Source organism: Enterococcus sp. 4E1_DIV0656, from assembly GCF_002140695.1.
Taxonomy (GTDB): domain Bacteria; phylum Bacillota; class Bacilli; order Lactobacillales; family Enterococcaceae; genus Enterococcus_D; species Enterococcus_D entomosocium.
In genome coordinates this window covers 2,718,314-2,732,442 of sequence record NZ_NGLF01000001.1, presented here as the reverse complement: position 1 = coordinate 2,732,442, position 14,129 = coordinate 2,718,314, and the positions used below count along the sequence as shown (strand labels likewise).

Annotated in this window: 19 protein-coding genes; 7 read left to right on the top strand and 12 right to left on the bottom strand. The window is 39.3% G+C overall.

Features of this window, described 5'->3' with window-relative positions; all coding sequences use genetic code 11:
- Positions 1-3: 3 nt before the first annotated feature.
- The 3 genes from A5882_RS12930 to A5882_RS12920 are packed head-to-tail and all read right to left on the bottom strand — an operon-like array spanning position 4 to position 658.
- Positions 4-198 carry a hypothetical protein gene (locus A5882_RS12930; RefSeq protein WP_254908489.1) on the bottom strand — a complete coding sequence of 65 codons (195 nt, stop codon included), beginning with the start codon at positions 196-198 and terminating at the stop codon, positions 4-6.
- 18 nt (positions 199-216) lie between these two features.
- Positions 217-465 carry a helix-turn-helix domain-containing protein gene (locus A5882_RS12925; protein ID WP_086372884.1) on the bottom strand — a complete coding sequence of 83 codons (249 nt, stop codon included), beginning with the start codon at positions 463-465 and terminating at the stop codon, positions 217-219.
- Between the two features lie 22 nt (positions 466-487).
- Positions 488-658, bottom strand: a complete 171-nt coding sequence (locus tag A5882_RS12920; RefSeq protein ID WP_086372883.1) for a transcriptional regulator — start codon at positions 656-658, stop codon at positions 488-490.
- Positions 659-931: 273 nt separating this feature from the next.
- On the opposite strand from A5882_RS12920, the gene A5882_RS12915 reads away from it, so the two are divergent.
- From A5882_RS12915 to A5882_RS12895, 5 genes are all read left to right on the top strand, one after another.
- Positions 932-1,288 carry a helix-turn-helix domain-containing protein gene (locus A5882_RS12915; RefSeq protein ID WP_086372882.1) on the top strand — a complete coding sequence of 119 codons (357 nt, stop codon included), beginning with the start codon at positions 932-934 and terminating at the stop codon, positions 1,286-1,288.
- A 12-nt stretch (positions 1,289-1,300) separates the two neighbouring features.
- The gene (locus A5882_RS12910; protein ID WP_086372881.1) at positions 1,301-2,056 is read left to right on the top strand and encodes an ImmA/IrrE family metallo-endopeptidase; all 756 of its coding nucleotides are present in this window, start codon (positions 1,301-1,303) and stop codon (positions 2,054-2,056) included.
- A 139-nt stretch (positions 2,057-2,195) separates the two neighbouring features.
- Positions 2,196-2,552 (top strand): hypothetical protein, encoded by a 357-nt coding sequence (locus A5882_RS12905; RefSeq protein ID WP_086372880.1) that lies wholly within the window; start codon positions 2,196-2,198, stop codon positions 2,550-2,552.
- Entirely contained in the window at positions 2,542-3,438 is an 897-nt protein-coding gene (locus A5882_RS12900) for an Ltp family lipoprotein (RefSeq protein WP_086372879.1), read from the top strand. Before A5882_RS12905 ends, A5882_RS12900 begins: the two co-directional genes overlap by 11 nt.
- A gap of 151 nt (positions 3,439-3,589) precedes the next feature.
- On the top strand, positions 3,590-4,828 hold the full coding sequence (locus tag A5882_RS12895) for a site-specific integrase (protein WP_086372878.1): 1,239 nt from the start codon (positions 3,590-3,592) through the stop codon (positions 4,826-4,828).
- Positions 4,829-4,956: 128 nt separating this feature from the next.
- Here A5882_RS12895 and fabZ read toward each other — a convergent pair whose 3' ends face one another.
- A complete protein-coding gene (gene fabZ / locus A5882_RS12890; RefSeq protein WP_005226178.1) occupies positions 4,957-5,397 on the bottom strand; it encodes a 3-hydroxyacyl-ACP dehydratase FabZ in 441 nt (146 codons plus the stop codon).
- Between the two features lie 206 nt (positions 5,398-5,603).
- Here fabZ and fabI point away from each other — a divergent pair, with 206 nt between their 5' ends.
- Complete coding sequence (gene fabI / locus A5882_RS12885; RefSeq protein ID WP_005236100.1) at positions 5,604-6,359, top strand: enoyl-ACP reductase FabI; 756 nt, start codon at positions 5,604-5,606, stop codon at positions 6,357-6,359.
- A gap of 147 nt (positions 6,360-6,506) precedes the next feature.
- Entirely contained in the window at positions 6,507-7,424 is a 918-nt protein-coding gene (locus A5882_RS12880) for a mechanosensitive ion channel family protein (protein ID WP_005236101.1), read from the top strand.
- A 34-nt stretch (positions 7,425-7,458) separates the two neighbouring features.
- Here the strand turns inward: A5882_RS12880 and cbpB are convergent, their stop codons facing one another.
- The 8 genes from cbpB to A5882_RS12840 all read right to left on the bottom strand — a co-directional run bounded on the left by cbpB (position 7,459) and on the right by A5882_RS12840 (position 13,878).
- Entirely contained in the window at positions 7,459-7,962 is a 504-nt protein-coding gene (gene cbpB / locus A5882_RS12875) for a cyclic-di-AMP-binding protein CbpB (RefSeq protein WP_086372877.1), read from the bottom strand.
- A gap of 109 nt (positions 7,963-8,071) precedes the next feature.
- On the bottom strand, positions 8,072-8,584 hold the full coding sequence (locus A5882_RS12870) for a metallophosphoesterase (RefSeq protein WP_005236103.1): 513 nt from the start codon (positions 8,582-8,584) through the stop codon (positions 8,072-8,074).
- Positions 8,581-9,933: a ribonuclease PH gene (gene rph, locus A5882_RS12865; RefSeq protein ID WP_086372876.1), complete on the bottom strand. Its 1,353-nt coding sequence runs from the start codon at positions 9,931-9,933 to the stop codon at positions 8,581-8,583. Before rph ends, A5882_RS12870 begins: the two co-directional genes overlap by 4 nt.
- Positions 9,934-10,749, bottom strand: a complete 816-nt coding sequence (gene racE, locus A5882_RS12860) for a glutamate racemase (protein WP_008381904.1) — start codon at positions 10,747-10,749, stop codon at positions 9,934-9,936.
- 230 nt (positions 10,750-10,979) lie between these two features.
- Positions 10,980-11,636 (bottom strand): amino acid ABC transporter permease, encoded by a 657-nt coding sequence (locus A5882_RS12855; RefSeq protein WP_005236107.1) that lies wholly within the window; start codon positions 11,634-11,636, stop codon positions 10,980-10,982.
- A 17-nt stretch (positions 11,637-11,653) separates the two neighbouring features.
- Positions 11,654-12,301, bottom strand: coding sequence for an amino acid ABC transporter permease (locus A5882_RS12850; RefSeq protein WP_005226186.1), 648 nt, complete (start codon positions 12,299-12,301; stop codon positions 11,654-11,656).
- A gap of 11 nt (positions 12,302-12,312) precedes the next feature.
- Positions 12,313-13,122, bottom strand: coding sequence for a transporter substrate-binding domain-containing protein (locus A5882_RS12845; RefSeq protein ID WP_008381907.1), 810 nt, complete (start codon positions 13,120-13,122; stop codon positions 12,313-12,315).
- Positions 13,123-13,140: 18 nt separating this feature from the next.
- A complete protein-coding gene (locus A5882_RS12840; RefSeq protein ID WP_008381909.1) occupies positions 13,141-13,878 on the bottom strand; it encodes an amino acid ABC transporter ATP-binding protein in 738 nt (245 codons plus the stop codon).
- Between the last annotated feature and the right edge of the window lie 251 nt (positions 13,879-14,129).

Genomic DNA, 14,129 nt, shown 5'->3' with positions numbered 1-14,129 from the left:
GGTTCACCTCTTTTCCGTGTAGAGATTAAGTCGATTTTGATAGAGCAACTCTTGATAATCCTTCAAATCTCGGTTACTAGTTTCACGTTGTCGATCGCTTAAAGATCCCCTTTTATCATGGAGCAGATGTTGAAGATCTTGAATTTTTTCTGTGGCCAATTCACGAATTAATATTTCTTGTTTTGGTGTGTAGGACATCATACCCTCCCAATTCAATCAATTAGAATTCCTAGTTTCCCACTCCTTAACTTCTTCAAAATCATATTGCAAAACACCACGGAGCCTTCTACTAGGTAGTGGATCATCTTTTTGATTGGTCCACCTTGAAACAGTAGCTAAACTCACACCAAGATAGCTAGCTACGAATTTAGCTTTTTTCCAATCACCTTTGTTTTGCTTCCTTTTAGGTTCCGCTTGAGTTTTAATAATTTGAATAGGCTTTGCTTTGGAAATCTGCACTCCCATTCAATATCCTCCTCTCAAACTTTCAATTTTTTTCGATGAATTCTTTGATTCTTTCAATTTGATGTTTTGGCTCGTCTCGACCGTTTAAGATACGAGAAAGATACCCTTCGTTAATTTCTAGCTTATTTGCTAACCACGATCGTGGCTTGCTTTTCAATGCTAGAAATACATCTACTTCCTTCTTTAAGGTCATATCCTCACCCTCTCCGATTTTTATTGTTCGCAAGAATATTTACAAATTTTATTGCAAAAAAGTATAACAAGTAGTACTATATAAACATACAAAGTAAACCAATAATACACATTGATTCTTGCTTGGGAGCGGTTTTCAATGGGTCTTATTTGATAATTTATTTTGTAAATATTCTTGCTTACGAGATAACTATAACTACATATTATACTTTTGTCAACACTTAAATATAAAAAGTTATACTATCTCAAGGCAATAACCGAGGTGTTAGTAAATATGACGCTTTTTGACCGAATAAAAGAGTTGGCGAAAAAAAGAGATAAGAGTTTAAAAGAAGTTGCTCTAGAAATTGGATTTAGCGAAAACTTGTTTTACCAGTGGAAAAAAACTGTCCCGACTGCTGATAAATTGCAAAAGGTTGCAAAATATTTTGGTGTATCAACTGACTACTTATTAGGAGAAAATGATTCAAAAAAAGTGGAATTAGAGCCTGAAGAGGATGAACTTATTGTGATGTTTCGAAAAAATACTGCGGACATGGATTCAGAAGAAAAAAAGGAGTTCAATGAATCATTAGATAAGCTTATGTCCGTCGCAAGAGATCTATTTGAACGAGATAAAAAAAAGAAGTAAGGACTGCTGCCTATGTACAATCAGGAAACTTACGAATATAGAGAAATTGACCAACCAGATTACCAGTTATATTCTCAAAAGGCGTATGATTTACTCAATAGTATTTCAGATTGGGCACAGATGCCCCTTTCTGAAATTACTTATCTGACAATCATTGATTATTTTAGTGAAATATTTGATATAGAAATTGTCTATTTTGATAATAAACCCTGTTCCATCAATCCAAAACACAATTTCGTCCACCCTGAAGTAATTAAAGTCTCCAATGCCTTTAGTAAGAAAGTATCAGGCTTTACTGTCGCTAGCGCTTCGGGATCACGATTTAAATTATTTCTTCGCAAGTATAATAGCAAACAACGTATGATTTTTACTCTTTTACATGAACTAGTTCATATATACTTTCATTGCTCAGATAGAGATTATATGCAGATCTTTGCCTCTGTGGATGTAGACGGATTTTATCCAGATGAAATACTCCCCTTTGAAGATGAAGCAAACGTAATTGCATCGATTCTTTATCTAAACAATGAAAAATTGATTGAGTATCTAGATGAAGGGTTATCATTTGATCGAATATTAGTTAAACACTGTATTAGTCGTAAAGCTCTGCATAACAGGATAAATAATTACCTAATATATGACGTTGGTTTAAATCCAAAAGTAGCATTCTTCAACTATTTAATGCCGTATAAAGATGAAGTATATGGTAATGACGGCATAACTCACTTGCAGTCACTAATGGCTATGAGTAAAAACAGCTATCGATAAACGTAAAAATCCCCCCACAGAAGCTGCACACTTCTAGGAGGAAATTTTTTTAACCTTACAAATATTATTTTATCAGAAAGGAAGATATTATGTAACATAATTACAGAAATAAGAAAAATTTAAGCGTTTAAAAATTTTAATGGAGGGTTTTATAAAAAAGATTGAATTAGGTTTTGAGTCATTGAAGGGAATTTTTTTATTCGTAGCAGCTTATCAGGTTTACCAGGCTTTCAATCAGGCAACTATTTGGCTAACTAACGGAGGGTATCGTATCGCTCAAATAGAGTCAAAAGGTGGAGCTACATTGGAAGAAGCATATTATCAAAATTTAGACACTATCTATGCTGGATTCGGACAATTCGCAAAAGCGCTAGGTCTAGCAATAACTCTATATTTTTGCTATTTAGGTATCATCGCTTTTTTCAATGTGATTAAAATTTATAACGGTAATACGAAAGACAAAATAAAGAATATTGGAGGCTCTAATGAAGATTAAATCATTTATTATACTAACAATTGCTGCCACAATACTCACTGGCTGCTCTTCACCTCAAGAGGTAGAATCTGATAGCGTTTCTCAATCAGTCCCTACCACGGAAAGTTCAAGAGAAGAGCTTTCTGATGATGAATTGAAGGAAATGTTTGACTCATTATCTGAGGCATATACGGAATTAGGAAAATCAGCACTTTCGAATCAAACAAATGATGTTATCACCCAGTATGCAGAAATTGTTTTTTTAGTGAGTAGAACTGTAGAAAATAAGTTAGCTGAAGAAAATAATGATACAGCTGAATATTTGCTTATGTACGCTAATAGGAACACTGATTATGGAAATGCCGTTTTGGCTGGAGATTCAGAAAAACAAGCGGAATTGATCAATCAAATAAGTCGAATTATCAATACCCTCTCTACGAATTACTTTGATGGCTACATGCCCGACTCGATAACTTCATTAATTGCTGAAGTAGAAGAAATGCGAGAACGTGAAGAACGAGAGGCTGAAGAAAAGAAGAAAGCCGAGGAAGAAGAAAAGAAAAGAGCTGAAGAAGCAGAAAAAGCTAAAGCAAAAGAGGAACAAGAAACTGAATCAATTTCCTCAGAACAATCTCGTGCACAATCAATGGCTCAAAGATACCTTAGAACGATGTCTTTTTCTAAGTCGGGATTAAAGGATCAATTGGTGTTTGAAGGATTCAATGATTCTGTTGCACAATGGGCAGTGGACAACATTGATGTTGATTGGAATGAGCAAGCTGTGAAAAAGGCTGAAGATTATGCTCGTTTAATGGATATGTCTAATCAAGGGATTTATGATCAATTAATATTTGAAGGATTTTCCCCTGAACAAGCTCAACATGGTATAGATAATATGAAAGATTAGCCTTAGGGCTCTTCTTCTTAACTCTGGAAGAACATACATTCGAATAATATTTAATCACTATTAGAAAAAATAACGGTTTAGTACTTTTAAAAAATCGCAAAAGATTGGCCTATCTTAATAAAAAACCTTGTACGAAAGGATTTGATTTCTCATGGTCAAAAATAAAACTACATCTGGTGATGGGATTTACCCTTATTACTTAAAAAATGGAAAATTAAGATACGAAGCATATGCTTTTAATGGCGTTGATAACGGCACAGGAAAACAATCAAAAAAGCACAAAAAAGGATTCCACACTTATGCAGATGCCAAAAAATGGAAAAAAGTTACTGAAGGTGAATTTGCGGATGAGGAATACATTCATCACAACCTGAGCAGATTAAAAATCAAAGATTACCTAAATGAATGGTTAAATGTCTATAAACCTAACTTGAAATTAGGTGCTAAAATCAATTATCGGCAAACTATCGACTTTTATGTAATACCTTATATAGGAAATTATGTTTTGAGCGAATACAATACCCGCACCCATCAAAAGTATATAAATTCGCTAATGTGCGATAAGAATATAGGGAAAGACAATAATGGCTTATCATTAGGTTCAGTCAAAAAAGTACATGACTTAATTTCTAGTGCTTTTAACCAGGCTGTAGCGTTGGGTATTTTGAAAAATAATCCAGCAAAAGGCGTTTCGTTCCCAAAAAAGAAACAAGATGACACCCTGCATTATTTCACCTACCAGGAAACAGAAATATTTTTGGAAGAAGCACGGAATCAGAAAGATCCTGCTTGGTATCCCATTTTTCTAACTATATTCGATCAAGGTTTAAGAAAAGGCGAAACGTTAGGCTTGGAATGGAAAGATATCGATTTTAACAAAAACATTATGCATATACGACGTACTCGAGTTTTTGCAGCCGAAAACAAAAAGAAATGGACCTACGTCGTGGATGATCCCAAAACAATTTCTAGCATACGTGATCTTCCTATGACTAATAGAATGAAGCAAGCTCTCCTCTCCTATCGAAACTATGTAATAGGAATCTTTGGTCACTTGCCTTATACCGGTGAAAACCAGTTCATATTTATCAAGACCGCGTATAACAATGAAATTGGTACCCCATTTCGTGGGCAAGCGATCAATCCAGCAATGAACCGAATAATTGAATCGCAAGATCTACCTAAAATTAAAGTACACGACGGTCGACATACCTATGCTGTGAGGCTCAGAGAAGCTGGTGTTAGCCTTGATGATATCGGTGAGCTTCTAGGACACACAGACGCCAAAACTACCCGCATATACGCTCATATAACCCCAGAAATAAAAGAACGGGCTGTAGATAAGCTTGAAACATATCTAATATCTAAACAAAACGCTTCAGTTCACTAACTCCTACCAATCACCAAAACAATCACCGTTTTCTGTAACATTTATCGTTGTTACAATCACCAAATAGCCAAGAATACTATTTTATAAGTATTCTTGGCTTTCGATAAACAGATAAATTAAACCCCTTTTTACTTTTGGTCGCCTACGATAAAGGTAAATTCGCACTCAGCAGCTTTTTTGCCATCCACTGTCGCTACCGCATCAGCAGTTCCAACGGAGCCTTTGATTTTGGTGATCTCAAAAACAAGTTTCATAGTATCTCCCGGAACAACTTTTTGACGGAATTTGGCTTTGTTGATGCCGCCGATATACGCCGTTCTACCTTGGAATTCCTCGGATTTCAAGATCAGGATCGATCCTGCTTGTGCCAATGTTTCTAAAATCAAGGCACCCGGCATTACTGGATTTCCCGGAAAATGACCTTGGAAAAAGTCTTCGTTGATAGTAACATTTTTCGTTGCGATAATCTTTTTGCCAGACTCGATTTCATCGACATAATCAATATATATAATTGGGTAGCGATTTGGAATCAAATCCATGACTTCTGTTTCAGTCAATAGTTTTTTCATGGTTTCCCTTCCTTGCTTAAGAATTTATTATAGTTTGATTATCAAAGTATCATAGTTCAGCGGAATTCGCAACTAAATATTTATTAAGAAAAAAATAGTTTGACAATCAAACAATTATGCTTAATAATTAGAAATCAAGATAGTTTGATTTACTATTTGTCATTATACGTATTTTATTATTGTTGAATTTATTAAGGAGTGGAATTATGAGTTTTTTAACCGGTAAAAAAGTTGTCGTCATGGGCGTTGCCAACAAACGCAGTATCGCTTGGGGCTGTGCACAAGCATTAAAAGCACAAGGAGCCGAAGTGATCTACACGTATCAAAACGACCGCATGAAGAAGCCTTTAGAGCGCTTATTGGAATCTGATGAATTTGTAGTGGAGTGTGACGTCGCTAATGACGAAAGCATTGCTGCCGCCTTTGATACAATCAAAGAATATGCTGGAGAGATCCATGGTGTCGTCCATGCCGTCGCTTATGCTAATAAAGAAGATCTTTCTGGCGACATTTTGAATATTTCTCGTGACGGTTATGCTTTGGCGCAAGACATCAGCAGTTATTCATTGATTGCCGTCACTAAATATGCCAAACCAATCTTAGCTGAAAATGCTGGAATCGTTACCCTTTCCTACTTAGGTGCCGAACGGGCAGTACCAAACTACAACATGATGGGTATTGCGAAAGCTGCTTTGGAATCAAGTGTTCGCTATTTAGCTGCCGAACTTTCACCGCAAAAGATCCGTGTCAATGCGATTTCAGCTGGCGCCATCAAGACGCTGGCAGTAACTGGTGTAAAAGACTATCAAAAACTGATCCAATTGTCAGAGGATCGAACACCAGATCATATTGGTGTAACGATCGAAGAAGTCGGCAATGCTTGTGCCTTCTTGATCAGTCCTTTATCAAGCGGGATTATCGGCGAAGTGATTTTTGTTGATAAAGGCGTTCATTTATCTTAATCAATAATTGTCATAGAAAAGTCTGCTATTTGCCTACCCGTTGGCTGAGCAGGCTTTTTCTGAAAAAAACAGGTATTTCAGAAAACCTCCTTTGCATTTCTATTTTATCTTCGTTAAAATAGATGCAGTAAGACTTGGAGGGATTTTATGAAACAACTGCTACTCGCAGCTAGCACGACCGATTCAAGTGGTTCCAGCATTACCGAACCAGCAGCTGCTCAGCTCAATGCATTGCAAAAATGGTGGGCGTCCATCGACTGGGAATCGATCATTGGCCTACTGATTCAAAAAGCATTGATGTTGCTTTTTTTATGTATCCTATTCGGTATTTTATTGAAAATAAGCAATATGATCATCGATCGGATCTATCGTTCCTATGAAAAAAAAGCCAGTTTCAATGTGAGTCGAATCAACACGATCCATACCTTGATCCGCAATACGGTTCATTACACATTAGGCTTCTTTTTTGTCTATGCACTCCTTTCAACCATCGGCGTTCCTGTAGGCTCTCTATTAGCAGGTGCCGGAGTCGTCGGTGTCGCACTTGGTTTAGGCGCCCAAGGTTTTATGAACGACTTGATTACTGGCTTCTTTATTATTACCGAGCAACAAATCAATGTTGGTGATTACGTCCGCTTGACCAATCTGACGCTTGAAGGTACGGTGACGGCAGTCGGTATTCGGACTGTTCAATTAAAATCCGTTGATGGAACCGTTCATTATATCCCAAATCGTAACATCACGACCATCAGTAATACATCAAGAGCCAATATGCAAGTCGTGGTAGACGTACGTATCTTACCATCTGAAGGCTTAGATGAAATACGTGCCATCATTGAAGAAGTCAATGAACAGATTGCTCAGCAGCATGAAGAAGAGATTCAAACGGCCCCTACGGTCTTCGGTTTAGTGGATTTAGGGAACAACAACTTTGCAATTCGTACGACCATGTATGTGACCAACGGTACGCAATGGAAAATCAAAGAGGAATTTTTGGCCGCATCGATCGATGCTTTAACTGCCAAAGGCTATACGATCCCCAATGCGCCGATCGTCGGTATTTAAAAAAGGTTATCCCGAAACTGGGATAACCTTTTTTCTATACCACATGCAGTTCATCTGTCATCTTTGGGGCATCTTCTTTAGAAATCAGCAAATAGCGTCTTTCAATTTCGTGCGCCAAATGATTGACGGATTTTAAAATCTCTTTGCGGGTGATAATCCCAACAAAGACATTGTCATCATCAACGATCGGCAAGAATGCTTGATCTACTAACAAATGCAGCATATTTTCCAACTCATCGTTTTCTTTGATGCAATTCACATTGACTTCCATGACATCTGCCACAGTCAGCCCTTCAATATTTTCCATACTGAAGCCAGTGAGATCCATCATGCGTTCTACGATGTTTGAGAGGCTGATTAAGCCGACTAAATGGTCCTCACTATCTAGTACAGGGATCTTTGAATAGCCCACTTTTGATAAAACAAGCAATGCGTGACTCAAAGGGTGGTTATAAAATACCGATGCCACATTTTCTGCTGGCACCAAGAAATTTTCTTGGTTCTCGAGTAATATTTTTTCTACGGTCTGTCCTATCAATCTAATTGCCTCCATTTCACAGCTACTCTTCTATTTTACTTGAAAATGAGAATAGAAAGTAGAAACCTGCAAAATTATAATGAAATTTTTACTTTTTGATTCCGCTTACTTAGCGTGTGAAAACAAAAGCTAGCTCAGGGACTTTATGAAAGGAACGATCATAGTATTGGATTGCCCATTGTTCTGGCGTACTTTCGATAATCGCAAAGCTTTTGATTTGAATTTGCCCTCTCGGTTGGGAAATACTGCCGGGATTCAAGAAAAGCCGATTCCCAACTTTCTCACAAGCAATTTGATGCGTGTGACCAAACAGTGCGATCGAGGCATCGGCTTGTTGCGCTTGTAGCCCTAATTTCGTTACACCAAAACGGACATCTGCCAAATGGCCATGAGTCATATAGATGGTGTCCAGCGGCGTTTTGATGATACGCTCATTGGGAAAACCACCGCCATAATCGCAATTGCCGCAAACGACTTGAAAAGTATCCCACAAAGGGTCTGTGTCAGGTAGTTCGGAGTCCCCACAGTGCAGGAATAAATCGACTTGATTTTCGAATTCATTTTTAAGATCAACAAGAATCTCACGATCTGAATGATTGTCACTGACAACTAAATATTTCATACATTTTCTCCTTCTAACCACTCCTGCCACTGTTCCTGCAGCTTTTTGATTGCTAGACCACGGTGGCTGACTCGGTTCTTTTCTTCTTGTCTCATTTGGGCTGCGCTTTGCTCTGAACCATCAGGAATAAACAATGGATCGTAACCGAACCCATTTTCTCCACGGGGGATACGGCCGATTCTTCCCGGCCATTGAGCTTCAACCACCAAACTCTCTTTTCCTGGCGCTGCGAAAACTAACGTACAGTGAAATTGAGCACTGCGCTTGTCATCTTCGACATCCGTCAATTCATAAAGTAATTTTGCATTATTGGCAGCGTCACTTTTTTGCTCACCAGCAAATCGAGCAGAGTACACCCCTGGTCGACCCCCTAATGCATCGACTTTCAGTCCTGAGTCATCAGCTAACACCGGTCTTCCCAAAATTCTGGCGATGGTTTCCGCTTTAAGGCGGGCATTTTCTTCAAAGGTGGTGCCGGTTTCTTCAACATCTGGCAAGGAAGGATAGTCTTTTAAGGTGCGGACATCGTAACCTGCTGCGCCAAATACGGCTTTAAACTCCTTGGCTTTTCCTAGATTGCCTGTAGCAATGACAATCGTTTTTTCGGGAATCTCATAAGGGGGTTCATCTGGTAAAAACAGTGCCTCTTTTTGATAGGCAATCAATTCTTCTATAGCTGTTTTTCCGTAGATCAGCATCTCATTCAACTGCTGGCCATCAAAGGTTGCTTCTTCCCCAGTTCCTTGCAATTCGACAAATCGACCAGATTCCGTCATCACCAAATTCATGTCAACAGCAGCTGAAGAATCTTCTTGATAATCGAGATCAGTCACACAGGTACCATCTGGTAAGATCCCGACACTAATTGCTGCCAAATGCTCCTTGATTGGATCTTCCGTCAATGCTTTGTCACGCAACAAGGTATCGATAGCTAAACGCAACGCGACAAAAGCGCCGGTAATACTGGCTGTTCTGGTTCCGCCATCCGCTTGGACGACATCACAATCGACGACGATACTACGTTCCCCTAATTTTTCTAAATCGACTACGGCTCGTAAGGAACGAGCGATCAGCCGTTGGATCTCCATCGTACGACCAGAAAGCTTGCCTTTGGCACTTTCTCGACGATTACGAGTGTTGGTCGCTCGTGGGAGCATACTGTATTCGGCTGTGACCCAGCCTTTTCCCGTATCTCGTAAAAACGGAGGGACTCGATCTTCAATCGTTGCCGAACAAATCACGGTTGTGTCACCAAAAGAGATCACAACCGATCCTTCGGGGTGTTTGTAGACGTTGGTTTGAATGTTGACTGGTCTTAACATTGTTTCTTTTCTGCCATCATGTCGCATTTAAAAGCCTCCTAAATCAGTGTGAATCGATGAGATCGTGTCTAAATCAAGCCAATCATTGGCAATCTCATCAAATATTTTCGGTGAACCAGTAGTAAAAAATGCATGTTGCGGATGCGGATCGTCCTGACTCGTTGCTGCAATGGAAAAATAGTCCAACAAGGTACTGACTTCCCCCACCGTTTCTGCCCCTGAATCAATCAGCTGGATATGGGCGCCTAATTCATTTTGGATCAAAGGGCGCAATAAAGGATAATGAGTACAGCCCAGAATCACTGTATCTAACCGCTTGTTTTTCAATGGACGCAACGTTTCTGCCACGATTTTCTTGGCGACCGAGCTATGGTATTGTTTGCTTTCTACGATCGGCACAAACTTTGGGCAAGCCAAACTGACGACTGACGCATGGGGCGCTTTGCCATGAAGAGCGCGCTTGTAAGAGTCGCTTTTGATCGTTCCATTTGTTCCGATGACACCGATTCGCTGGTTTTTGCTTGCTTTGACTGCTGCTCGACTACCGGGCAGGATCACGCCAATCACCGGGATCGCTAGTTTTTCTTTGATTTCTTCAAGGGCGACCGCTGTCGCTGTATTACAAGCGATCACCAACATTTTAATGTTTTTTTCTAATAAAAAACGGGTCATCTGCCACGTATACGCGATAACTTGCTCAGCAGGTCTCGGACCATACGGGCATCTGGCTGTATCTCCCAGATAAAGAATCGATTCGTTGGGTAATTGCTTGATTGCTTCTTTGACGACCGTCAACCCACCAACACCAGAATCGATAAAACCAATTGGTCTGTTGTTTGTCATAGTTTCCATCCTTTACATGAAAAAAAGAGTTTGGTGCGTTTTTCTCTCTTATTCATTTTGGACTTTTTTTGTCTATTTTTCAAGTATTCCTTTCGTTTGCTAAAAAAGCTTTCCCAAAAAATACGAAACGGTCAAAAAGAAAAAAGCCCCAACGATTGGCTCACAACCCACAAGTTGCACTTGCATGGGTAAAAGACCGATCGTGGGGATGTTTTTGTCGATTATTCTTTTTAGTAATCGTACTGACGTTTTTCCAAAAAGCCAGAAAGCAATGACAATGCATAACAAACCAAAAAGTATAAAACAGTCATTGCCAAAAACATAGGCAAAACATAGTTTGTATTTTGACCATAAATGATTCGAGCATGATGAGTCAGCTCTGGTAAAGAAATAATCACGGCTAATGACGTATCTTTGATCAAAGAGATCAACTGACTGACGATCGCTGGCAACATCGCTTTAAATGCCTGTGGCACGACGATACTCCGCAATACTTCGACATAGCTTAGCCCTGTTGACAAACCAGCTTCCATCTGCCCTTTTGGCACAGCATTCAAACCAGCACGAAAGATTTCAGAGAGCATCGCTGATTCAAAAATCGTCAACGCCACAACCGCTGACCAAAAAATATTAAAGCGGATACCGATCTGCGGCAATGCAAAGTAAGTGAAAAAGATGATCAAGAGCAAAGGCAAGTTACGAATAACATCGATCACGACACCTAATACTTTAGAAAAGACCGGGATCGAGCTGAAGCGCAAAATGCCGGCGATCCCTCCGATAATAAAGCTAAATAAAATCGATAGGATCGACACTTCAACTGTTACCCGCAAGCCATCGATCAAGAAGCGAATGTTAATCGCTGAAAAAGCTTCAAAAAAATCCATAGTTCGTTAGCTCCTTTCTATGAGCGGACAGCCCAACGCCGTTCCAAGTAAACCATCAAATAAGACAATGGTAGGGTAATGATCAAATAGAAAAGACCAACAATGATATACGTATCGAATGTATTGAAGGTCTCACTTGCGATCAAATCCCCTTGATACATAATATCTAATCCTGCGACCATCGCCAAAATTGATGAGTTTTTAACAAGATTGATAAATTGATTGCCTAACGGCGGTACGACGATCTTAAAAGCCTGAGGCAAAATAATGTAACGCATCGCTTGGCTGTACGTAAAACCAGAAGACAAGGAAGCTTCCATCTGGCCTTTAGGAACCGTTTGAATCCCTGACCGGATCGTCTCAGCGATAAATGCCGATGTATAGATCGTTAAGCCAATCGTTCCCGCTTGAAAACCGTCAAAAGAAACCCAATACATTGGCACAACGACATAAAAGAACATCACGATGATCAATAAGGGAATATTTCTAAAAAACTCAACATACGCTTTGGCAATCCCTTTGATGAGGCGATTGTCTGACAACTGAAAAATTGCCATTAAGGTTCCGATCAAAAGACTAAAAAACAGTGCGATCAAACTCGCCATGACTGTGTATTTAAAGCCTTCAATAAACTGACCGGTATACGTTTGAAATAATTCAACCATTCAGTTTCCTCCTACTCTACTTTTCCTGATTCGTCTTCAGGGAACCACTTGTTGTATATCTCATCATAGGTTCCATCTTCACGCATTTCCCGCAAGGCTTGATTCACTGCATCAAGAAACGGCTTTTGTCCTTTATTGATGGCAATCCCATAAGGTTCTTCTGTAAAAGTTTCGCCAACTAAATGGTAATTGGGATTTTCACTCGCCATCCCTAATAAGATCGCATTATCCGTGGTCATAGCATCCCCTTGACCAGATTGTAAAGCAGTAAAGGCTTCCGCATAATTCTCAAGTTCTAAAATTTGCGCTTCTGGTGCTGCTTCACGGATGTTCACAGCTGAGGTAGAGCCTTTAACGACCAATACAGTGGTGTCTGCGGTCAAATCTTCGATCCCTTGAATAGGACTGTCTTTGGCAACTAATAACGATTGACCTGCATCAAAGTAGACATCGGAAAAATCGACCTGTTTTTTACGTTCTTCTGTGATAGTCATCGTGGCGATGATTGCATCGATGTTGCCGTTTTTCAAAAGAGGAATCCGGGTTTTTGAGGTAACTTCAACAAAGATGGCATTGCCATCACGACCTAAAATTTTCTCAGTGATTGCACGAGCGATATCAATATCGAATCCCCGTACTTCTCTAGTCGCGATATCCATCAATCCAAAAAGACGGGTATCGTTTTTTACGCCCCAAACGATCTGATTCGTCTCTTTGCTGTTTTCTAAAATATCGATATCTGCGGCACTTTGTCCTTTACAACCTGAGAAAGTCACAAGGGCAAAGGCTAAGACTAGAAAGGAAAATATTTTCTTTCTCATAAGGGTTCCTCCTATTGCTTAATGATTTGTGACTTTACTCAAGAATTGTTTTGCACGTTCGTCTCTTGGTGCATCAAAGAATCCATCGACATCGCGCCGGTCTTCTAAGACTTGTCCTTCCGCCATAAAGACGATTCGATCTGCTACTTCACGGGCAAAGCTCATTTCATGGGTAACAACGATCATGGACATACCTTCACTGGCAATTTTTTTCATGACATCCAATACATCACCAATCATTTCTGGATCCAATGCTGACGTTGGCTCATCAAAAAGCAGCATCTCTGGTTTCATCGCAAGCCCTCTGGCAATTGCGACCCGCTGCTGTTGTCCGCCGGATAACATGGAAGGATAGGAATCTTTTTTATCTAACATCCCTACCCGATCAAGAAGTTTTTCCGCCAAATTGATGGCTTCTTGCTCATTTTGTTTTAATACTTTAATCGGTGCCAACGTAATATTTTCTAACACGGTTTTATTTGGATACAAGTTGAAATGTTGAAACACCATGCCGATGTTTTTTCTAATTTCTGTCATTTTGACATCTTTGTCAAACAAGTTCTTACCATTGACCAATAATTGACCACCTGAAATGGTTTCTAGACCATTAATCGTACGGAGCATTGTACTTTTACCAGATCCTGAAGGCCCGATAACAACAACGACCTCACCTTTTTCAAATTCAAGGTTGATGTTTTTTAATGCATGGAACTTTCCGTAATATTTCTCTACGTTCTTAAATTCGATCATTGCCATTGATTCACACTCCTAGCTTTTTTTAAAATTAAATGAGTAATTGGAAAGATTTGATTCATATTATAGCTCAATCTTTTTTCATTTGTAAAGGTTCTTTTCCAATGTTTCCCCCTTATTTCTGAAAAGACAAGTGCTATTTTACTTTGATGTGAGGTTTTTGTCCATGAAAATTTTTCTCACCCCATCAGATCACAAGGAGAACCGGTTGTTTCTTTTGCTAAAAAAAGGTAAGATAAACCATATAACAAAGG

Excerpts from the sequence above, each read along its gene's own strand:
- A5882_RS12930 (WP_254908489.1), bottom strand. The coding sequence starts at position 198 with ATGTCCTACACACCAAAACAAGAAATATTAATTCGTGAATTGGCCACA.
- A5882_RS12925 (WP_086372884.1), bottom strand. The coding sequence starts at position 465 with ATGGGAGTGCAGATTTCCAAAGCAAAGCCTATTCAAATTATTAAAACT.
- A5882_RS12920 (WP_086372883.1), bottom strand. The coding sequence starts at position 658 with ATGACCTTAAAGAAGGAAGTAGATGTATTTCTAGCATTGAAAAGCAAG.
- A5882_RS12915 (WP_086372882.1), top strand. The coding sequence starts at position 932 with ATGACGCTTTTTGACCGAATAAAAGAGTTGGCGAAAAAAAGAGATAAG.
- A5882_RS12910 (WP_086372881.1), top strand. The coding sequence starts at position 1,301 with ATGTACAATCAGGAAACTTACGAATATAGAGAAATTGACCAACCAGAT.
- A5882_RS12905 (WP_086372880.1), top strand. The coding sequence starts at position 2,196 with ATGGAGGGTTTTATAAAAAAGATTGAATTAGGTTTTGAGTCATTGAAG.
- A5882_RS12900 (WP_086372879.1), top strand. The coding sequence starts at position 2,542 with ATGAAGATTAAATCATTTATTATACTAACAATTGCTGCCACAATACTC.
- A5882_RS12895 (WP_086372878.1), top strand. The coding sequence starts at position 3,590 with ATGGTCAAAAATAAAACTACATCTGGTGATGGGATTTACCCTTATTAC.
- fabZ (WP_005226178.1), bottom strand. The coding sequence starts at position 5,397 with ATGAAAAAACTATTGACTGAAACAGAAGTCATGGATTTGATTCCAAAT.
- fabI (WP_005236100.1), top strand. The coding sequence starts at position 5,604 with ATGAGTTTTTTAACCGGTAAAAAAGTTGTCGTCATGGGCGTTGCCAAC.
- A5882_RS12880 (WP_005236101.1), top strand. The coding sequence starts at position 6,507 with ATGAAACAACTGCTACTCGCAGCTAGCACGACCGATTCAAGTGGTTCC.
- A5882_RS12870 (WP_005236103.1), bottom strand. The coding sequence starts at position 8,584 with ATGAAATATTTAGTTGTCAGTGACAATCATTCAGATCGTGAGATTCTT.
- rph (WP_086372876.1), bottom strand. The coding sequence starts at position 9,933 with ATGCGACATGATGGCAGAAAAGAAACAATGTTAAGACCAGTCAACATT.
- racE (WP_008381904.1), bottom strand. The coding sequence starts at position 10,749 with ATGACAAACAACAGACCAATTGGTTTTATCGATTCTGGTGTTGGTGGG.
- A5882_RS12855 (WP_005236107.1), bottom strand. The coding sequence starts at position 11,636 with ATGGATTTTTTTGAAGCTTTTTCAGCGATTAACATTCGCTTCTTGATC.
- A5882_RS12850 (WP_005226186.1), bottom strand. The coding sequence starts at position 12,301 with ATGGTTGAATTATTTCAAACGTATACCGGTCAGTTTATTGAAGGCTTT.
- A5882_RS12845 (WP_008381907.1), bottom strand. The coding sequence starts at position 13,122 with ATGAGAAAGAAAATATTTTCCTTTCTAGTCTTAGCCTTTGCCCTTGTG.
- A5882_RS12840 (WP_008381909.1), bottom strand. The coding sequence starts at position 13,878 with ATGGCAATGATCGAATTTAAGAACGTAGAGAAATATTACGGAAAGTTC.